Below are 20,374 nucleotides of genomic sequence, written 5' to 3'. Positions count from 1 at the left end.
CACGTCACCAGGTGGCGTGCTCCTTTTGTTTTGCCCAAGAAGCGCTTATCAAAGGATCACCCTTTCGGCAATCCACACCACGGCCATGCGCCCGTATCTATTTCCCTTCACCACATGCTGGCGGTTGCAGTGCCAGAATCAAGACATCCCCGGTTTCCAACAGCGAGAAATCCCGGCTCTGATAAATCGGCGTCAGGGTGCAGAGCTTGGGCAAAATCTCATCCTCGATATGGTCCGCCCACAGGTTCTCGACCCCGAAGTGATTTAAAAACCGCACGCCCCAGTTCCAGTTTTTCTTAAGGTAGACAGGCACCAGATCGCCAATCAGGCGATAGCGAGAAGCCGCATTTTCAAGCACTGGTGACACCCTCTGCATGCCATATAAAAACAGCCTCTTCTCAACCTTGGGATCTGCTTCGTGGATCTTGGCGGCAATATTGGTGGCCAGATACTGGTCATAGATTTTCTGCTCGCCCATGGCCGTGCCATAGGCATAAGAGAAGATCAGGGCAAACCAGATAGCAGGCAGCGCCAGCAGCGGGGCCAGACGCCAGCGCCCAACGCCCAGCAGCAAGACCACCGCCATCCAGAGCAGAAAACCACTGTAAGAGATCAACACCCGAACAAACGTCACCGGCTCGGTAAAGACGCTCAGGGGCAAAAACGACATCACAAAGGCCAGAGCCGGTGAAAGTAGTATGCCGACCGATAGCACGCCTTCCAGCAGGGCGCCGCCCACCATGCGCTCGGCCAGCAGGCGATGACGTGCGCGAATCAACCACAGCAAGGCGCCGAGGGTTGCCACCATCAGATAAGCCGGAATAAACAGCGGCATATCGGCGATGCTCTGCGCAATCTTGTCATTGAAAAACAGCATGTGCTGCCAGAGCTGGTGCAGCCCTTCGAGGTTGGGGGTCAGCAGCTCGGAGTGCTTGGCCGTATAGGCCGCAGCCGCATATTTGGGCTTTATCAGCAGTGCATAGAGCAGATAGGCCAGCAGCAGTTGCATCATACGGGCGAACAGTGCCCGCAAGATGGAGCGCGCCATCACCAGCTGCTGGCGGTCGCAGTACGCCAGCAGCGCTTCAATCATCGCCAGAATGACAAAAAAGCCGATCACCGCCTGATACAGGCACAGAGAGAGGAAAAACAGCAGCGAGGCGATCACCATGGTGCACCAGGAGAGCTCACGCTCCAGATAGGCCGCCATCACCAGTACCAGTGACAGCATCATGGTCAGGGAGTCGAAGCGATAAGAGAGATTTTCCAAAAAGAAGGGATTAATAAAGGGGAAGAACAACAGCAGCGCCGCCAAGATCGGGCGGCCATGATCGAAGTGGGCGCGGTAGTAGCAAAAGCTGAAGTACACAAACGCAGCCACCGCCATCAGTAGCGTGAGCGGGAAGAGATCCACAATCCGCTCGCCCCTGCCGGTAAAGCCAAACACCTTCATCAGGATATCCGCCAGCGGCCGACCATTTTCGGCCCAGCGGGTATACCCCATCATGGAGCGTCCGAGATCGTCAACGTAATAGCGGTTGGCCATGATGATCGGCAACACGTAGACAAAACAGAGAAGCGACAAGACAAGTACAAACAGCCGATCCTTCTCATCCCGAAAAGGATTACGCACATAGGAAGCCAGAAACAGCATCAACCATTCCTTTGATTGCCGGTTGGGCAAAGCGCTGTTGCTATACGGCTATGCCTGTCCCGTTCTTGTTATCACGTGATGAGCCCGGTGGGCTTCACCTTCTCCCGCTGGCGCCTGCCAGATGGCAGACCAAAACAGTCTGCGGTAGGGCCACCATCGCGACGACTCCCCAAGTGGGTGTAAAGGTGGCGCGAAGCGATAGCGCAAAAACAGAGAGGGTGGCCTGCGCCACCCTCTTTGCGAAACTGGAGACTAACGGGCGAAGAGCAGTTGCTCCAGCTGCTCGCGGTTAGTCTGGCGAATATCGACCTTGATGTAGACCGAGCGCTCTTCGGGCAGCAGCAGCACGTCGCTCACACCGGCGCAGCGTGCCAGCGAGCGCTCAAGCTCAGGCGACACCACCAATCCATCCGGCAGCTCGATGCGCAGGCTGCTGACATAGGGCGGCTCGGCCATGGTGAGGCTCACCCCCAGCCAGAGCAGCGCGACCAGCGAGCAGCCGATAAACACCAGCAGGGCGCCGCCGCTGCCATAGAGCGCGCCGCCAAGGCTGCCACCAATGGCCACCCCGATAAACTGACTGGTGGAGTAGACCCCCATGGCAGTGCCCTTGCAGCCGGTGGGCGCCTCTTTGCTGATGAGTGACGGCAGCAGCGCCTCCATCACGTTAAAGCCGATAAAGAAGATCTGCAGGCCGGCCAGAATCCAGCTGAGCTGGGTGCCGGCATGCCAGAGCACCAACTCGGCGACCAGCATCAGTACAACGCAGAGCTGGAACACCCGGCGCATCTGGCGTTTGACCTCAGCCACGATGATAAAGGGCAGCACGGCCACAAACGAAATCACCATGGTGGCAAGATAGGCCTGCCACTGGTTATCACGGGGCAAACCGGCCTGCTCCATCAAAGGCGGCAGGGCCACAAAGCTCGACATCAGCAGGACGTGCACACACATAATGCCGAGATTGAGCTTGATAAGCCGGCTGTTGGTCAGCACCTGGCGAAGGGCACTGCCTACCAGCGCCGTTTCACGGTTGCGACGATGCTCACGCGGCGTGGGCACACAAAACAGCATGACGGCAATGCCGCCGGCAGCCAGCAAGGCGATGATCCAAAACAGTCCTGAGAGCCCGAGCGCATGAGTGATCAGCGGGCCGGTGACCATGGCCACCGCAAAGGTGACGCCAAAGCTCATGCCGATGAAGGCCATCGCCTTGGTGCGGTTCTGCTCACGGGTCAGATCGGAGAGCAGCGCCATCACGGCCGCCGAAATGGCGCCACTGCCTTGCAGAGCGCGGCCGGCAATCACGCCCCAGATGGTGTGCGTGGCCGCCGCCACCACACTTCCGAGCACAAACATGGCCAGTCCGCCGACAATCAGCGGCTTGCGGCCAATTCGATCGGAGAGAAGCCCAAAGGGGATCTGGAAGATGGCCTGAGTCAGGCCGTAGATACCGATGGCAATGCCAATCAGCGGCTCGGAGGCACCGGCCAGTGACATGCCATAGGTGGTCAGCACCGGTAGCACCATGAACATGCCGAGCATACGCAAAGAGAAGAGCGCACCCAGCGACCAGGTGGCCTGGCGCTCTTCACGGGTCATGGAGAAGTCGTTCATGGGATCTCGTTAGGAAAGTAGTGGCCAGAGTGACAGGCAAAATGCTGTCTTAACCCGCATCTTAACGCTACTTTTTTCTGTCTGGATAATTACCGGCCGAATAAAAAAACAAAGCCGGGCAAGCCCGGCCTTGGAATGTGTAACATCAACCCATCAGGGAACCATGCTCACCAGCACCGGCGTCGCTTCGGTCTGCACATCCACCGACATCATCACGCTCAGGCAGGTGATGGTGACGATGGAGAACAGGAACAGGCGACGGGCCCACAGGGAGTCATCCACCGGTTTCTTGTAACCCATCAGCGCCATACCCAGCCACCAGACACTCACGGCGGCGGCCACCACCAGATACTTGTACCCGGCATAACCGCCAAGGAACAGCATCAGGGTCGGCACCATAAACGCCAGAATGTAGAGGGTGATGTGGTTCTTGGCCGCTGGAATCCCCTTGACCACCGGCAGTACCGGGATGTTGGCCGCCTGATAATCCTTGAAGCGATAGATGGCAATCGCATAGGAGTGCGGCATCTGCCACAGGCTGAAGATAGCCAGCAGGATCAGCGCGCCGGAGTCAAAGCTGCCGGTCACGGCGCAGTAGCCGATGACAGGAGGCGCCGCGCCCGACAGACTCCCCACCAGGGTGCCATAGACCGAGTGGCGCTTCATGTAGAGGCTGTAGACCCCAACGTAGACAATGAAGCCCAGTACGGCCAGCAGGGCAGCGACCGGATTGGCGGCCCAGTAGAGCAGCGCCACACCGGCCACACCGAGCAGGCTGGCATACCAAAGGGTGACCGACGGAGCGATCAGCCCTTTGACCAGCACCCGGTTCTTGGTGCGCTCCATGATGCAATCAATGTCGCGGTCGATGTAGTTGTTAAACACACAACCCGATGCCACTACCAGTGACACGCCGAGCATGGTCACAACGAACAGGGGAACGTCGAGGCTCCCCTTCGAGGCCAGCAGGAAACCTCCGATAACCGAGATAAGGTTACCGAAGATGATTCCCGGCTTGGTCACTTGCAGGTATTGCTTCATCATCTGCAGTCACTCTTTATCAGTGGAGCATCATGTTGATGTTGAGGTTGTACATGATCCACAGGGAGCCCACGACCACGATGGCAATGATGATCACCGTGAACACCAGGGCTGTGACGTTCCAGCGCTGCTCGGACGAGGTGTTCATGTGCAGGAAGTAGAACAGATGCACAAAGATCTGCACGACTGCCATGCCCACCACCGTCAGCAGGGTGGCCTGATGAGAGAACCCGCCGTCCATCACCATCCAGAACGGGATGGCAGTCAGGATCACCGACAGGATAAAACCGGTCAGGTAGGAGTTGACGCTGCCGTGGCTGGCGCCGTGTTGATCAACAGAATGACTCATTACATGGCCCCCATCAGATAAACCACTGTGAAGACGCAGATCCACACCACGTCGAGGAAGTGCCAGAACAGGCTCAGGCACATCAGGCGGGTACGGTTACGCTCGGTCAGCCCCTTGCGGGAGACCTGAAACATCATCACCGCAATCCAGATAAGACCGCTGGTCACGTGGATCCCGTGCGTACCGACCAGCGTGAAGAAGGCCGACAGGAACGCGCTGCGATCCGGGCCAAAGCCTTCGCCGATCAGGTGGTGGAATTCATAAAGCTCCATGCCGATAAAGCCGGCACCGAACAGGAAGGTCACCAGCAACCAGGAGATGACGCTGGATTGCTGCCCCTTGTTCATGGCGACCATGCCGAAACCGAAGGTGATACTACTAAACAGCAGCAGCATGGTTTCGACCAGCACGAAGGAGAGACCGAAGATCTCTTTGCCGTCCGGGCCGCCCGCCGTGCCATTAACCAGCACGGCATAGGTGGCGAACAGGCATGCAAAGAGGATGCAGTCGCTCATCAGGTAGATCCAGAAGCCGAACACCTTGTTGGCGCCGGCATCATGGTGCCCGTGGTGGGCATCATGATGGGAATGATGAAGGGTATCGGTAGCCATATTAGTTCACACCCGCCTTGCTGATGTTCTCGAAATGCGCGTTCTCGATGCGCTCGATCTCGTCAACTTGTACGTAGTAATCCACGTCATCGTTGAAGCTGTGAATGATCCAGGTGGCGATGATGCCAACGAAGGAGGCGATCGCCAGCCACCAGATGAACCAGATCATGGCAAAGCCAAACACGGTCGCGAACGCGGCCAGGATCACACCACCGCCGCTGTTCTTCGGCATGTGGATCGGGGCATAGCTCTCGGGTTTGCGATAGGCAATACCCTGCTCTTTCAGATCCCAGAAGGCATCCAGACCCTTCACATTCGGCTCGATGGCGAAGTTGTAGAACGGCGGCGGGGAAGAGGTAGCCCACTCCAGTGTACGGCCGCCCCACGGGTCACCGGTCAGGTCACGGTTCTGCTCGCGGTCACGAATACTGACCACCACTTGAATCAGCTGGCACAACACACCGATAGCAATCAGGGCAGCACCACAGGCGGCCACAACCAGCCAGGGGTGGAACTCCGGATCGATATGCTGGCTGACGCGACGGGTCATACCCATGAAGCCCAGCACGTAGAGCGGCATAAAGGCCACGAAGAAACCGGTGATCCAAAACCAGAAGGCGCGCTTGCCCCAGGTATCGTTGAGCTTGAAGCCGAACGCTTTCGGGAACCAGTAGGTGATACCGGCAAAGCAGCCGAACACCACGCCACCGATGATGACGTTATGGAAGTGCGCAATCAGGAACAGGCTGTTGTGCAGCACGAAGTTGGCCGCCGGCACCGACAGCAGCACGCCGGTCATCCCACCGATGGAGAAGGTGATGATAAAACCGGTGGTCCACAGCATCGGCGAGGTGAACTCGATGCGGCCGCGATACATGGTGAACAGCCAGTTGAAGATCTTCACCCCGGTCGGGATGGAGATAATCATGGTCGTGATGCCGAAGAAGGCGTTCACGTTGGCGCCCGAGCCCATGGTAAAGAAGTGGTGCAGCCAGACGATGAACGACAACACGGTGATGGCGACGGTGGCCCACACCAGCGAGGTGTAGCCAAACAGTTTCTTCTTACAGAAGGTGGCCACCACTTCGGAGAAGATCCCGAACACCGGCAGCACCAGAATGTATACCTCGGGGTGGCCCCAGGCCCAAATCAGGTTGACATACATCATCATGTTGCCACCCATGTCATTGGTAAAGAAATGGGTGCCAAGGTAGCGGTCTGCGGTCAGCAGCGCGATGGTGACAGTCAGGATCGGGAAAGAGGCGATGATCAGGATGTTGGCGCACAGCGCGGTCCAGGTGAAGACCGGCAGACGCATCATGGTCATGCCCGGAGCACGCAGCTTGATGATGGTGGCAAAGAAGTTAACACCGGTCAGCAGCGTCCCGATACCCGAGATCTGCAAGCTCCAGATCCAGTAATCCACCCCGACGCCCGGACTGAACTCCAGCCCCGACAACGGCGGATAGGCCAGCCAGCCCACTTGGGCAAACTCACCCACAGCCAGGGAGATGTTGATCAGCACTACCGCAGAGGCCGTAAACCAGAAGCTCACGTTGTTGAGGAACGGAAACGCCACGTCACGAGCGCCGATTTGCAGCGGCACCGCGATGTTCATCAGACCGATAACCAGCGGCATGGCCACGAAGAAGATCATGATAACGCCGTGGGCGGTAAAGATCTGATCGTAGTGGTGCGGGGGCAGGAAGCCTTCGCTGCCAGCCGAGGCCAGCACCTGTTGGCTACGCATCATCACCGCATCGGCAAAGCCACGAATCAGCATGATCATGCCGAGGATGAGATACATGATACCGAGGCGCTTGTGGTCAACCGAAGTCAGCCACTCTTTCCACAGGTATTGCCACTTGCCGTAATAAGTAATGAGACCGGCAACCAAGCCGCCGCCCAGAATAATGCAGGCGACCGTAACCATGATAATCGGCTCATGGAAGGGGATCGCATCAAGCGTCAATTTTCCAAACATCTGTTATTCCTCGGCTTCAGCGTTGACCGCTTGGTCATCCATCTGCATGTGCCCGGAGTGGTCCATCTGGCCCATTTCACCGGTATGCTCCATGTTCATGTGCGCAGCGTGGTCCATCTGACCGGCCCCAGCCTCTGCCCCTTCATGCTGCATCGGCTTTTGCTCGCCATGCTGCATGGGCATGCTATGACCCATGAACTTGTTGATGATCTTGGCAAACAGCTCGGGATCGGCATGACCGTAATACTCAACCGGATGGTACTCGGTCGGCTTGGCCAGCACGGCAAATTGATCCATGTTGTCGAGCGTCTTGCCGGAGGCCTTAACCTTGGCAACCCAGGCATCAAAGCCAGCCTGATCGGCGGTCGCAATCGCGGTGAACTTCATGCCGGAGAATCCTTTGCCGCTGTAACTGGCAGAGATCCCCTTGTATTGGCCCGGCTCATCGGCAATCAGGTGCAGCTTGGTCTGCATGCCGGTCATGGCATAAATCTGACCACCCAGTTGCGGAATGAAGAAGGAGTTCATCACTGTGTCGGAGGTGATGCGGAAATTGATCGGGGTATTGGCCGGGAATGCCAATTCATTAACCGATGCGATGCCCAATTCCGGATAAACGAACAACCACTTCCAATCGAGGGAAATAACATCAACCTTGACCGGTTTGACGTTGGATTCGAGCGGCTTGTATGGGTCAAGTTCGTGCGACGTCTTCCAGGTAATGGCGGCGAGAATCACGATAATGATGATCGGCACCGTCCACACCACGGCTTCAATCTTGGTCGAGTGGGCCCAATTTGGTAAATAGGTGGCACTGGTATTGGACGCGCGATATTTACGCGCAAACACCACGGCCATGATAATGACCGGAATGACGACGATGAGCATTAGCCCCAACGCGGTCAATATCAGTGACTTCTGTTCCAGACCAATCTGACCCTTGGGGCTCATCAGAACCATGTCACAGCCACTCAGCAAGCTGGCAGCTATGAGCAGGCATCCAATGCCCCAACTCCTTTTATACGCACAAGGTCTCATGCAGCTTCCTCATCTAGCGCAAGGCTTACGTTGTCACAAAAAGTACGCCATTTTAGTGAAGGCGGATCATTTGTAAACAACTTGAAAAATTAATCGCTATGTTATCACCATTTTGTTCCTTTTGTTTACCCAGTGAGGGGTAAACACTGATAATTCCTGTGGTTTTCGTTATGACCACGTTAAAAATATGACTATTGTTCGTACTTTGTGCAAGATGGCTGTTTTTTGTTCTTTTCTTTCCGGCAGAGCGATCAGGATATCGAGGGATAAGGCGTATTTGAGTGGCACATTACGCCATGGCATCGAGCGGGAAAACAGGCAGGAATAACTGGCGGAGCCGCTGGTTGGCGGCCCCGCAGAGGATATTAGCGCAGGGAAGAGAGTGCCTTGGGATCGTCGCCAAAGCGGTTAAGACCGCGATCACCGTCGCAGACCATGAAGTAGATAAACAACAATAGTCCCAGCACCGGGATCAGGTTGATCAAGATCCACCAGCCAGTGCGGTTGGTATCGTGCAAACGGCGCACCCCGACCGCCAGACTCGGCAACAACACCGCCAGCGAGTAAAGATTGACCAGCGTCTCTTTGACTCCCAACAGAGAGCCGACCAGCCCCAATACTAGGGTCACAATCAGGTTGCACAGCACAAACATCCAGTATTCCTTGCGCTGAGCCCGGCCACGAAACAGTGCATACTGTCTCAGTACAGAGAGATACCACTGCATAATATTCCTCAGAATAAAGAAGACGTTAGCTAGCTATTCCCGTCACATTACACCCGCTTGCCGGCCCAGTCGATCAGGGTCTGGCGATAGAGTGCCAACAGCGCCGTATCATCTACCGCCACCCCGACCTGCTGGGCGCGATAAGCCTCCCAACCGTCATGGGGATGACGTCGTCCATCAAATTTTTGCAGGGTGTGGCCAATGGCCGGGCCGTCGGTCACCACCCGCACCGCCCCTTCGCGCAAGGTAAACAGCGCCGGGTTGATGACATAAGCAATGGCCGACGGATCATGCACATGGCAGCCATCCATGCCAATTCGAGCCGAGTAGAAGCGCAGATAGAAACGGCTGACATCCCACAGAAACTGACCGACCTCACCGGCATCATCGCGCAGGGCGTCGAGGTAAGCGCCGCTGAACACGCTCTGCTGGGTCACGTCCAGACCGATAATGACCACAGGCCAGTCGGCGGTGAACACCTGGTCGGCCGCCTCCGGGTCATCGTGAATATTGGCCTCGGCATAAGGGGTCACGTTACCGCGATGGCCGTTGACGCCAAACGCGCCGCCCATCACCACCACCTGTTTGACCAGACCGGTGATCTCCGGTGCCTGCTCAAGGGCCAAAGCCAGATTGGTGAGCGGGCCGATGGTTACCAGCGTGATCTCACCGGGCGCAGCCTTGACCGAATCAACGATAAACTGCCAGGCCGGTCGCGGGTCGGCGCTACCTTGCGCCTCACCGGCGGTCACATCACCCAGACCATGCTCACCATGCACGACGGTGGTCGCCCCCACTGGCGGACGCCGCAGCGGGCGATCGGCGCCTTTAGCAATGATCGCCTGCATGCCAAAACGCTCTTTAATCCAGAGGGCGTTGCGGGTGCCATCTTCGATGGTGGCATTACCAAACACGGTGGTGATGCCAAGCAGCTCGATGGCTGGGCTGGCTTCGGCAAACAGAATGGCCATGGCATCATCGATGCCGGGATCGGTGTCCAGAATGATCTTTTCAGTCATGGTGATAACGGCGTTCCAGTGACAACAAAGCCGACAGTGTACTGCCTGCCTGTTCACTTGTCTGGAGCCACCTCACATCCTGCTGCACCTAACGAGGTGGCCCCGTGTAGTGGGGGCAACCCTGTACAGTCGCTTCGTCAGGCAGGCTCACCCACCGTTTCAATCAACGCCAACAGCTCGCGGGTCTTCTCCTGCATCAAGGCGACATCGGCGCGCGATTCCACGTTCAGACGCAGCAGCGGCTCGGTATTGGAGCAGCGCAGATTAAAGCGCCAGTTGGCAAAGCTCATGGAGAGCCCATCGGTGCGATCGACCAAAGCAGCCTGCGCCGCATACGCCGCTTCGACGCGGGCCATGGCGGCTTTGGCATCATCCAGCCGACGGTTGATCTCGCCAGAGGCCGGAAACGCCGCCATCTGCTCGGCCAGCATGCTACCGAGGGATTGCCGGCGCAGGGCAATCAATTCGATAACCAGCAGCCAGGGGATCATGCCGCTGTCACAGTAAGCAAAATCGCGAAAATAGTGATGAGCACTCATCTCGCCGCCATAGACCGCATCTTCGGCGCGCATCCGCTCCTTGATAAAGGCGTGACCGGTCTTGGAGAGCACCGGCAACCCGCCCCCCTGGCGCACAACCGCCTCGGTATTCCAGCACAGGCGCGGATCGTGGATGATGCGCGCCCCCGGATTTTTGTGCAAAAACGCCTCGGCCAGCAGACCGACGATGTAGTACCCCTCGATAAACTGACCCGTCTCATCAAACAGGAAGCAGCGGTCAAAATCCCCGTCAAACGCGATACCCAGATCGGCGCCGGTCCGCAGCACCGCATCGCGGGTCATGTCGCGGCACTCGGGCAGCAGCGGATTGGGAATACCGTGCGGAAAGCTGCCATCGGGCTCATTGAGGATCTTGTGGAAGGTGACCGGCACACCGGCCGCCATAAAGCGCTGCTCGATGGCATCAATCACATGACCCGCCGCACCATTCCCGCTGTTGATCACCACCGACAGCGGGGTCAGCCTGGCCGGCTCGATGTAACCGAGCAGATGATCCACATAAGCATCGAGCACACTGATTTGACGACAGGTGCCCAAGCGCGGCGCGGCAGCAAACTCGCCACTGGCGGCCAACTGCCGAATATCATCCAGACCGCTGTCACCGCTGATCGGGCGCGACTGCTCACGCACCAGTTTCATGCCGTTGTAGTTGATCGGATTGTGACTGGCGGTTACTTCTATACCGCCATCGAGCCCGAGGTGGAAGGTGGCAAAATAGATCTCTTCGGTGCCGGAGAGCCCGATATCGAGCACATCACTGCCGCCCTCCATCAAGCCGCGGGCTAGCGCATTTTTCAGCGCTTCGCTGCTGTGGCGCACATCGCCGCCGACCACCACACAGCGCGGCGTCAGCAACTGGGCATAGGCGCGGCCAATGCGATAGGCCACCTCTTCATCTAACTCTTCACCCAGCTTGCCGCGAATGTCATAAGCCTTAAAACAGCTCATCTCTCTGACCATGCTAACCTCCTCCTCGCTTCAGCCGCGGCCGTAGCGATCCTCGAAACGAATAATGTCATCTTCCTTGAGATAAGAGCCCGAGCGCACTTCGATAAGATCGAGCGGGATCTTGCCGGGGTTCTCCAACGAGTGAATGGTGCCGACGGGAATATAGACAGACTCGTTTTCACTGAGCAGCCGCACCTCTTCCCCGAGCGTCACCCGCGCAGTGCCCGCCACCACAACCCAGTGCTCGGCCCGGTGGTGGTGCATCTGCAGCGAGAGCTTTTCGCCCGGTTTGACCGTGATGTGTTTGACCTGATAGCGCTCGCCCTTGTCGATGGTGTCGAGCTTGCCCCACGGCCGATAGAGTTCACGATGCTCGTGGTATTCGCTGCGACCGGTTCGCTTGAGGCGATCGACCACCTGCTTGACCTCTTGCACCCGATCCCGGTGCGCTACCAGCACGGCATCCTTGGTCTGGATCACCACCAGATCGTTAACACCGACCAGACTGACCAGCCCACCGTCGGCATACACATAGTTGCGATCGGATTCGTGCAGCATCACATCACCGCGCCCGACGTTGCCTTGGGTGTCCTTGTCACTGATCTCCCACAGGGATGACCAGGAGCCGACATCGCACCAACCGGCATCCATGGGCACCACCACGGCGCGCTCAGTACGCTCCATCACCGCATAGTCGATGGAATCGCTCGGACAGGCCGCAAAGGCGTCACGGCCGATGCGGATAAAGTCCATGTCATGACACGGCTGGCCAATGGCGGTGCGGCAGGCATTGAGGATCTCAGGCGCAAAGCGGCCCAGCTCCCCCAGATAGTCGCTGGCACGCATCAAAAACATGCCGCTGTTCCAGTCGTATTCGCCGCTTTCGAGATAGGCGGTGGCGGTGGCCAAATCCGGCTTTTCAACAAAACTCGCCACCCTGAACGCCCCTTCCCCCAATGCTTCGCCACGACGGATATAGCCATAGCCGGTTTCGGGGGCATTGGCGACGATGCCAAAGGTGACCAGCGAGCCGCTCTGTGCATAGGGCAGCGCACGATTGACCGCGGCGCTAAAGGCGCTCTGGTTACGAATCACATGATCCGCCGCCAGCACCAGCAGCAGTGGGTCCTCCCCTTGTGCCGTCGCCTCCAGAGCCGCCAGCGCAATGGCCGGCGCGGTATTGCGCCCCATCGGTTCGAGGATGATATTGCCAGCTAGCTGGCCCAGCTCCCGCAACTGCTCGGCCACCATAAAGCGGTGATCTTCGTTGCAGATCACCAGCGGCGGCTGACAGGGAAGATCGCTTAAACGCAGCAGGGTCTCCTGCAACATGGTCTGTTCGCTGCAAAGACGCAGAAACTGTTTGGGGTAGGCACCACGCGACAGGGGCCAGAGCCGCGAGCCGGAACCGCCGGCCATTACTATGGGTAAAATTGTCATCCGCACTCCTCAAACAGCGTGTTCTATTGTCGGGCCCGCGCACAATACGGGCCGTCTTTGTTATACCTTGCTTCGCGAGAGTCCCAGTTTATGCAGCGGCAGTTTGCTGACAATATCCAGGTAGAGCTCGGCTCGAAATGTTCTGACCAGCCAGAGATAGCTGAGCAACCCAACCAGCGTCACGATCGCAATGTTCAGCATATCGCTCTGGACCAAACCATGCACCCAGCATGCCAGCCAATAGGCGCCACCAAAAGCAAGCAGCCCGAAGCTGGCAGGAAAGGCAAAACAGAGCAGCGCACTTTTCAGCGCAATGCCTTCCCGGGTAAACACCACGCTGGTAATAAACAGGGAGTGCACCATGTAATAGAGACTGACTCCCAGCGCCGTACCCAGCGCGCCACCCTGGGTCGCACCAAGATAGACGGCAATCACAAACAGTGGCGCAGTCATCAGTTGATAACGCAGTGAGCGGCCATATTGCCCACGGGCATCAAGATAACAGCCCGCCGCCCATGAGATGGCATCAAATGGCAGCCCGATGCTAAGCGCCTGCAGCAGCAACACCGAGTCGCTCCAGCGATCCCCAAACAGCAGATGCAGACCGGGCTCGGCCACCGCCGCCTGCAAATAGCAGATAGGGACAGTGATAAGGCCCAACATCTCGGCCGTTTTGAGCGCCGCCCGTTTTTGCCGCTCGGCTTCACCATTCATCGAGATCAGGGCCGGGCGCAGCACATTGGTAAAATTGGATGCCAGCAACATCATGGGTTGCGCCACCAACCGATAGGCAAAATAGTAAAAGCCCACCACCGTAGCGCTCGCCAGCCCGCCCAGCATGATGTAACTCCCCTGCCCGATACAGGTCGTCAGCACCGTGATGCTAAATACATTGCTGCCACGGCGCAGAACTCGCCACCAACCGCGAGACACCCGAAGTGGGCGCAGCGGCAGAGGGGAAACCCGCCAATAGACCGCCAGGCGGATCATGGCCAATAGCGGTACGGCCAGCACAAAGCTGTAGGTGCCCAGTCCCAGCCAGGCAAACAGCACCATGGCCATCTGCCCTGCCAACAGCTCTGCCGAGGTATAGAGCGCCAGAAAACGAAAACGCAGATCCGACTTGAGTTTGGCCTGAGGCACCACCGCCATGGCAGTAAACGGCATGGCCAGCGCAATGATCCAGATAAGCGGAACGATCCGCTCGTTGTTGTAGTACTCCGCACCCAGCGGCGCCGCGATACACATCAAGATGGCGGCGACCAGTGCCAACCCCAGACTCAGCACAAAGACCTGAGTGGTCCACAGCCGCATCCCTTTGTGACGCTGCAAAAATACCCGCTCAATGCCAAAGTTGGCGATGATGTCAAAAAAGCTGGTAATGGTGTAAGCCAGACCAAGCACACCAAAATCGGCCGGCACCAGAAGATGAGCAAGCAGCAGTTGTGACAACAGGGTCGCCAGCCGACCACCAATGCTGAGAAAGGTGGTCCAGAGAATGCCGGAGGCCGCGCGTTTACCAAGAGGCAGAGACATATCACTCACAGTTCGGTCCTTGAGCTGTTTCGGCGGTCACTCAACCGCCAAAAAATTGCCGTTCCATCGCCATCGACTTGCTGCGCACCCGGGTCAGGCGGCGCAGTAGCAGCAGGGGATTGGCCAGCACACTGCGTTTGAAGAAAAAGTGGCGCAGGATGCCGCTCGACTGGCTGTGGGATTCGGCACTGGCAGCCCGATAGACCGCCCCCGGAAACGGCAGTGGCGCGAGGGGCGTGCCGCGCTCGGAGAGCAGACCGTGAATGTAGAGATGGCTACCTAGCACATTCTTGATGTACTCCTCGCTGGCACTCTCAAGGCTCTGTGGCAAATCGAGCAGGTCGCTGCGAATAATATGGGACGAGCCACACAGGTTGGAAAAATCGTCGTGCAAAAACAACCAATGGCCGCCATCCGTCCAGACATAACCATCTTTGACGAACCAGCCGAAGGTTCCCGAATGCTGACGAATGTAGGCGGTCAGGTCGCGGCTGATAAAGTCATCGTCATCGACCACCATGGCATATCCCATGTCACTGCGGGCATGCAGCAGACCGGCCAAAATGCGCCGCCCTTTATCTAGGCGTACCGCTTCGTTGACCTTGGCCAGATCATGGCGATCCTTCTCGTAGCAGCGATTAGGCGGGAAATCGACCCATTTGACCTCAAACCCGGCAGGAAGATCTGGGAGATCCGAACCATGGTTGGCCACGATCACGGCCCGCCAGCCGGGTTCGCTCTGATTGGCAATCGAACGAACCGTCGCCGTCAGATTACGCTTCTGCTTGCCCCAGTCTCTGGCATTGTCCGGATGCCGCACCGGGATAATAAACGTGATGATATTTTGCATGGTGACCCTCCACTGTCAGACAACAACACGATCCCTTGGTAACAGCAGGTTACCTGCCGCGGCGGGTGCTCTTGCTTAATCGCGCCGCCACCGAGTGGGCAATACGGCGCAGGTGCACAGCAGCATGCTGGCGGTAAAGCCATAGCAACTGCACAAACTCCATCATCTTTTTCTCACGAATGGCCAGAAACAGCCGGTTACTCTGCTCGGCCTGCTGCAAGGATTGCAGGTGGCGCGCCAGCGCCTCACGCTGCCCATCCAGCATCGGCTGCGCCAACAACTGCTGCTCTGCGGCCATCAACAGGCGATGCGCCTCGGCATTGAACCGCCCCGACAGCGAGTTGCCATAGATGAAGTAGTCGTAAAGGGGCTCATCGAGATAGCTGATGCGCGCACCGCGCAGCAGGCACTCAGTGATCAGAATAAAATCCTCGCTGTTACGCAGCTCATCGCGATAGCCGAGTCGATGCTTATCCAAAAACGCCTTGTTCATCAGCGGCTTGAGAAAACCCAGCAGAGTGCGACTCACATAAGGCATGTTGTAGGCAGCATACAGCTCCAGACTCCAGATACCGGCCAAATCAGCGGCAACATCGGCGGGCACCAACAGCGCCGTGACCGTATCGGGCGCCGCATCTTGGCGCATCGCCAGATTGTCAAAACAGATATCGAGCCGCTCGCTGCGAGCATGTTCGAGCATGCGGGCCAACCGGCCGGGTTGCAGCGCATCATCTCCGTCCACCACGGCAATCCACTCGCCGCTGGCACGGCGCAGGCCCAGATTGCGAGCCGCCGATGGCCCGCCGTTTTGAGCCGTGGTGAGGCCAATCAGATTGGGATAACGCTGCTGCAACCTAGCGATCACCGCAGCGGTGTTATCGGTCGAGCAGTCGTTGACCACGATTATCTCGAGTCCATCGACGCCCTGCTGCGCCGCGATGCTGGCGATACAGCGCTCGAGGGTGGCGGCGGCATTCCAGGCCGCCACAATGACGGAGATCTCGATCATCGCCCCTCCTGATGCAGCGCAAACAGATCGGCAACCTGCCGCTCCAGCTGCGCTTTTTGCTCACCCAATGCAGGCGCACTGGCCGCCATGGTCAGCAACTCGTCCCGACTTAAATTCGCCACTCTGGCGGCAGAGCATACGCAGGCACCGAGCCCGATATCCTGAAACAGGGCAGTAATCTTCTTGTTGTGGACACCTATTGGAGCAGCCAGCATGCGGTTGCCGACACTGCCAGCCAACAGCAGGGAGTGCAGCCGGTTGGAAACCACCCGGGCCGAGCGACGATAGAGCGCCTGGGTATCGGCGATACGCTGGCAGCCATCATCGGCCTGACAGGGAATACCAATGCGCTCGCGCACCCAGCTCGCCAGTTGCTCGTTGATGGCTCGATCCTTTTCAACCTGATAGACGAAATAGACCGGCTGCTCGGTGCCAAGCAGTGCCAAGATCCGCTCGACCACCAAGCGGGCCTCTTCGCCCTGCTCAGGGTATTGATCGCTACGAAACGAGAAGGTAATGCCATCCACGCTCACGGGCGCCTCGGCCAGAAAAGCGTTAAACGCCAGATCCGGGGCGCGGCCGTCACTGCGCACCGATAAAGTGGCCAGCGTCTGTTCACTCAAGGTATCGCGCACCAGATGGCGGAACATGGCCGCCGAGCGAGCCTTAAGCTGCAACTTGAGCTTGGGACCCAGATCTTCATACGAGACGCCCAGTTGGCAAATACGCACTCCCAGCCCGGCCAACAGGTAGTAGAGCCCGGTATGCAGCCAACTGCGTAGATTAAGGCGCCCATCGAGATCGCCAATCCAGCCACCCGGCGACAAGAACAGATAACTCTGCTCACCGAGGATTCGCCGCCAGGCGATGCCAAGCAGAAAACGGCTGCGACCATGAGTGCGATCTTGCGCAAAGCCGTCCAGGAACGAGCGCCCCAACATATCGATAAAATGATCGGGCACCTTGGAGAGCCCCAGCGTCACGTCGGCGTGCTGCGACATCAGCCGGATCAACTCACGATTGAGCAGCGCATCCCCCAGATTGTCGAACTGGGTTTCCACAAAGAAGTAGGCATGACTGTCTGGTCGCGCCGGCACCGCCGGCAGCTCGGTATCGGCAAATGCCGAGGGATTGAAATACCGGTCAGTGATCTGCTGCCAATTCAGCACCGGCAAGCCACTGTGATGCCCCGCAGCCAGCGCTTGCCCGACAGCTACCTTGATACTGGCCGGATCATCAGCCTGATAGCCAAAACGGTGAGCATAGCCACCCACCACCTGCTGTGGGCAAATTGCCGGAACACCAAAGAACGCATATTGCTGCAGCTTCATGGAGGTGTCCGCCAGCGAGGCCGGGATCTGCGTCGGCAGATAGGGGGCCACCCCCGCGTCGGCGTGCTTGATGTAGGCCAGCGTCTGGGTAAAGGGCATTTCATCGTAATGGCACACGTTGGCAGGCCACTCGCTGGGGCGAGGTTGGCCACAACCAATCACATGGAACGTCACCTCAGGGTACGCCGTCGCCGCCTGGGTAAAGAAGTTGCCATCAAACAACATGGAGCCCACCGACACCACATTACACCCGCCCTGATAGGGGCTGGGATCGCCAAGCTGGGCCGTTTCGCTATCGATGCCGTGGGGGACAAAGTAACGCCGGGTGCCGGGGGCAAAATCCCGCACCATGCGCGGCGAGTTAACCACGGCATAATCGAGGCGTGGCGAGATGCGCCAGAGGGTGCGTTTCACATGCCAGGCTACATCGATGGCATCCAGCTCATCGGCCGCCACATAGATGATGCGTGAGCGTGGATTGAGTCGCTGCGCCAGATCGTAAAAAACCGGCGCGATGCCGCTTTCCAGCACAATCACATCCGCCTCACTCATCCAGCGCCGCAGCAGACGTGGGGCGAGTGCGACATAGAGATCGTACAACCATCCTTCAACCCGACGCAGCAGGGGAATGCGGGTGTTAAACGGATGCAGCAGCGTTTTCCACAAAAAGCAGTCTACGCCGTTGACCTGCTCCTCGCGGTTTGCGTGCTCGGCAATGCAATGGCGACCATCCGGGCGGCGCGTCGATAACCAGGAGTAGCGCAGGGAGAAAAATCGCACCGGATTCCCCGCCGCCGCCAGTCGCTCGGCAATAAAGTGCAGCGACACCTTGCGGGGGGTTCGAAAATCATGGGCAGTCAGGAACAGGACATTCATCGCAACTCACCTCGGCCAACCAACAGCGCTCTTAGACCCGCCCGCCAGCATGGCGTAACGACATCAGGCACAACAGAAAGAAACGTCCCATATCCAGGGTGTAGCGACGCAGTAAACGACGCGGCTCAAGCGCCAATCGATAGAGCCATTCACAGCGGACAGCCTGCACCCAGTTCGGTGCCCGGCTCACCCGACCGGAGAGAAAATCGAGCAGGGCGCCCACCCCGACCACCAGCGGCACCGCCAGCTGCTCGCGATGACGCAAGATCCAGTACTCCTGAGCCGGATTGCCCAGCGCCACCAGCAGGATGTCTGGCTGACTCTGGTTGATCCGCTCAATCAGGGCTGCCTCATCGCTCATGTCGGCAAAGCCGTTGGCCTCACCGACTACCTCAATCCCCTGCCCCATCAAGGTGATCGCCGCACGGCTGGCTACTCCGGGCTGACCACCGAGCAGAAACGCCCGACGAAACAGCGCGCTTTCACGCATAAGGCGCGGCGTAAAATCGGTGCCGTTAAGATTGGCGGCAAAGGGCGAGCCGGTTAGCAGACGCGCGGCGACATCAAGCGCAATCCCGTCATTGGCCATCACCACCTCGGGCCGGCTAAAACTCGCCACATCCCGGTGACAGTGGTTGAACAAATTGCTGTTGCCATAAAACAGGCTGACCCGATTAGGAAACGCGCGCACCTTGTCACTAAGCAGGGCTATCAGCTCCGGCGCAGAGCCGTTAAACAGATGAAAACCAAGAATGTTTTTTTCAGACGTCATGGCCATCACTCCTTGTTAGCCGTGGCGGTGAAATGGGTCTGCAACACCCGCATCTGCGGACGAATCTGACCCTGTTTGGGATGAATCGAGAAGGGATAGTTGCCCCACCAGCTGCCGGCGGCCCAATAGCTCCAGCCGCGCCAGGGAGCACCGGTCAGCTGTCCGAGCATGCTATCGAGCAGACTCAGACACTCGGGGCTGTCGGCCACGCCAAACTCGCCCAGCAGCAGGGATTGATGCTGCTCGCGCCCCCACTGACTCACCCGGGCCAAAATGGCATTCATCTGATCGGCGCCCATGCACTCCCAGTGGGTGCCCGAACCATCACGATCAGCGTATTGATGCAGCTCAATTACACTGCGCCCCTTGGGATCGTGAAACCCGGCAAACAGGTCGGCGTTGCTGGGAGAGCCGCTAAACCAGCTGTGGGCCCCACTCCAGCCGCCACCGGAGACCAGAATCAGATGCTCGGATCCGTCAGCGCGTAGCCGGTCCACGGTTTTTTGTGCAAGGCTCGCCCAGCGCGGACGCTCCAGCGCCGAGGGTTCATTCATCAGCCCAAGCGCCACCACCCGGCTATAGGGTTTAAGCAGCGTGGCCATGCGCCGCCATAGATCCATCAAGATGGCATCGCCCTGTTCGGACTCTGGCAGTGGCACACCACGAAACTTGCCGTAGTTGTGCAGGTCCACCAGCAGGCAGATATTGCGCTGCTCGGCATAACGGGCCAATCGCAATAGCGGATTGACCTGGCTGGCGGCAAGATCGCCCATCGGCACAGGTTGTAGCCGCTCCCAGAGCACAGGCAACCGAATCAGGTTGGCGCCGGCTTTGACATAGCTGTCCAGATAACCCTCGGAAGGGTAGATGTAATCCTTGTTAGCCACCCCCGGCAGCGCCTTGCTCTTGAACTCGGCGCCGGCCACATTGACACCGCGCAGCGCTGCGCCCGAAAGGCAATCTGCCTGTACCAACGAGCAAACCAACCACAACCACATCCAGACAAGGCGCATG

At 58.3% G+C, this 20,374-nt stretch carries 17 protein-coding genes; all 17 read right to left on the bottom strand.

Annotation, left to right across the window (positions count from 1 at the left end):
• Positions 1-97 precede the first annotated feature (97 nt).
• Positions 98-1,654, bottom strand: a complete 1,557-nt coding sequence (locus BW958_RS08290) for a glucosyltransferase domain-containing protein (RefSeq protein ID WP_076575262.1) — start codon at positions 1,652-1,654, stop codon at positions 98-100.
• A gap of 252 nt (positions 1,655-1,906) precedes the next feature.
• The gene (locus tag BW958_RS08285) at positions 1,907-3,271 is read right to left on the bottom strand and encodes an MFS transporter (RefSeq protein ID WP_076575261.1); all 1,365 of its coding nucleotides are present in this window, start codon (positions 3,269-3,271) and stop codon (positions 1,907-1,909) included.
• A 153-nt stretch (positions 3,272-3,424) separates the two neighbouring features.
• On the bottom strand, positions 3,425-4,315 hold the full coding sequence (gene cyoE / locus BW958_RS08280) for a heme o synthase (protein WP_076575260.1): 891 nt from the start codon (positions 4,313-4,315) through the stop codon (positions 3,425-3,427).
• Between the two features lie 16 nt (positions 4,316-4,331).
• A complete protein-coding gene (locus BW958_RS08275) occupies positions 4,332-4,661 on the bottom strand; it encodes a cytochrome o ubiquinol oxidase subunit IV (protein ID WP_076575259.1) in 330 nt (109 codons plus the stop codon).
• The gene (locus tag BW958_RS08270) at positions 4,661-5,272 is read right to left on the bottom strand and encodes a cytochrome o ubiquinol oxidase subunit III (RefSeq protein ID WP_076575258.1); all 612 of its coding nucleotides are present in this window, start codon (positions 5,270-5,272) and stop codon (positions 4,661-4,663) included. The genes BW958_RS08275 and BW958_RS08270 overlap by 1 nt, the downstream gene beginning before the upstream one ends.
• Before the next feature lies 1 nt (position 5,273).
• Positions 5,274-7,256 (bottom strand): cytochrome o ubiquinol oxidase subunit I, encoded by a 1,983-nt coding sequence (cyoB, locus tag BW958_RS08265; protein WP_076575257.1) that lies wholly within the window; start codon positions 7,254-7,256, stop codon positions 5,274-5,276.
• Positions 7,257-7,259: 3 nt separating this feature from the next.
• Positions 7,260-8,294 (bottom strand): cytochrome o ubiquinol oxidase subunit II, encoded by a 1,035-nt coding sequence (gene cyoA, locus BW958_RS08260; protein ID WP_076575256.1) that lies wholly within the window; start codon positions 8,292-8,294, stop codon positions 7,260-7,262.
• Between the two features lie 365 nt (positions 8,295-8,659).
• Complete coding sequence (locus tag BW958_RS08255; protein ID WP_076575255.1) at positions 8,660-9,019, bottom strand: DUF805 domain-containing protein; 360 nt, start codon at positions 9,017-9,019, stop codon at positions 8,660-8,662.
• Positions 9,020-9,066: 47 nt separating this feature from the next.
• Entirely contained in the window at positions 9,067-10,038 is a 972-nt protein-coding gene (locus BW958_RS08250) for a nucleoside hydrolase (protein ID WP_076575254.1), read from the bottom strand.
• A 137-nt stretch (positions 10,039-10,175) separates the two neighbouring features.
• On the bottom strand, positions 10,176-11,558 hold the full coding sequence (locus BW958_RS08245) for a phosphohexomutase domain-containing protein (RefSeq protein ID WP_076575253.1): 1,383 nt from the start codon (positions 11,556-11,558) through the stop codon (positions 10,176-10,178).
• Between the two features lie 18 nt (positions 11,559-11,576).
• A complete protein-coding gene (locus tag BW958_RS08240) occupies positions 11,577-12,986 on the bottom strand; it encodes a mannose-1-phosphate guanylyltransferase/mannose-6-phosphate isomerase (RefSeq protein WP_076575252.1) in 1,410 nt (469 codons plus the stop codon).
• A gap of 60 nt (positions 12,987-13,046) precedes the next feature.
• On the bottom strand, positions 13,047-14,522 hold the full coding sequence (locus BW958_RS08235; protein WP_256701936.1) for an oligosaccharide flippase family protein: 1,476 nt from the start codon (positions 14,520-14,522) through the stop codon (positions 13,047-13,049).
• 40 nt (positions 14,523-14,562) lie between these two features.
• Positions 14,563-15,372 carry a glycosyltransferase family 2 protein gene (locus BW958_RS08230; protein ID WP_076575250.1) on the bottom strand — a complete coding sequence of 270 codons (810 nt, stop codon included), beginning with the start codon at positions 15,370-15,372 and terminating at the stop codon, positions 14,563-14,565.
• A 49-nt stretch (positions 15,373-15,421) separates the two neighbouring features.
• On the bottom strand, positions 15,422-16,381 hold the full coding sequence (locus tag BW958_RS08225) for a glycosyltransferase family 2 protein (RefSeq protein ID WP_076575249.1): 960 nt from the start codon (positions 16,379-16,381) through the stop codon (positions 15,422-15,424).
• On the bottom strand, positions 16,378-18,588 hold the full coding sequence (locus BW958_RS08220; protein WP_076575248.1) for a GumK N-terminal domain-containing glycosyltransferase: 2,211 nt from the start codon (positions 18,586-18,588) through the stop codon (positions 16,378-16,380). Before BW958_RS08220 ends, BW958_RS08225 begins: the two co-directional genes overlap by 4 nt.
• A gap of 31 nt (positions 18,589-18,619) precedes the next feature.
• A complete protein-coding gene (locus tag BW958_RS08215; protein ID WP_179078831.1) occupies positions 18,620-19,360 on the bottom strand; it encodes a WecB/TagA/CpsF family glycosyltransferase in 741 nt (246 codons plus the stop codon).
• Between the two features lie 5 nt (positions 19,361-19,365).
• Entirely contained in the window at positions 19,366-20,373 is a 1,008-nt protein-coding gene (locus BW958_RS08210; protein WP_076575246.1) for a glycoside hydrolase family 5 protein, read from the bottom strand.
• Between the last annotated feature and the right edge of the window lies 1 nt (position 20,374).

Origin of the sequence: Aeromonas sp. RU39B, from assembly GCF_900156095.1 — a bacterium.
Taxonomy (GTDB): Bacteria; Pseudomonadota; Gammaproteobacteria; order Enterobacterales; family Aeromonadaceae; genus Aeromonas.
This window is presented reverse-complemented; position numbering and strand designations above follow the sequence as displayed.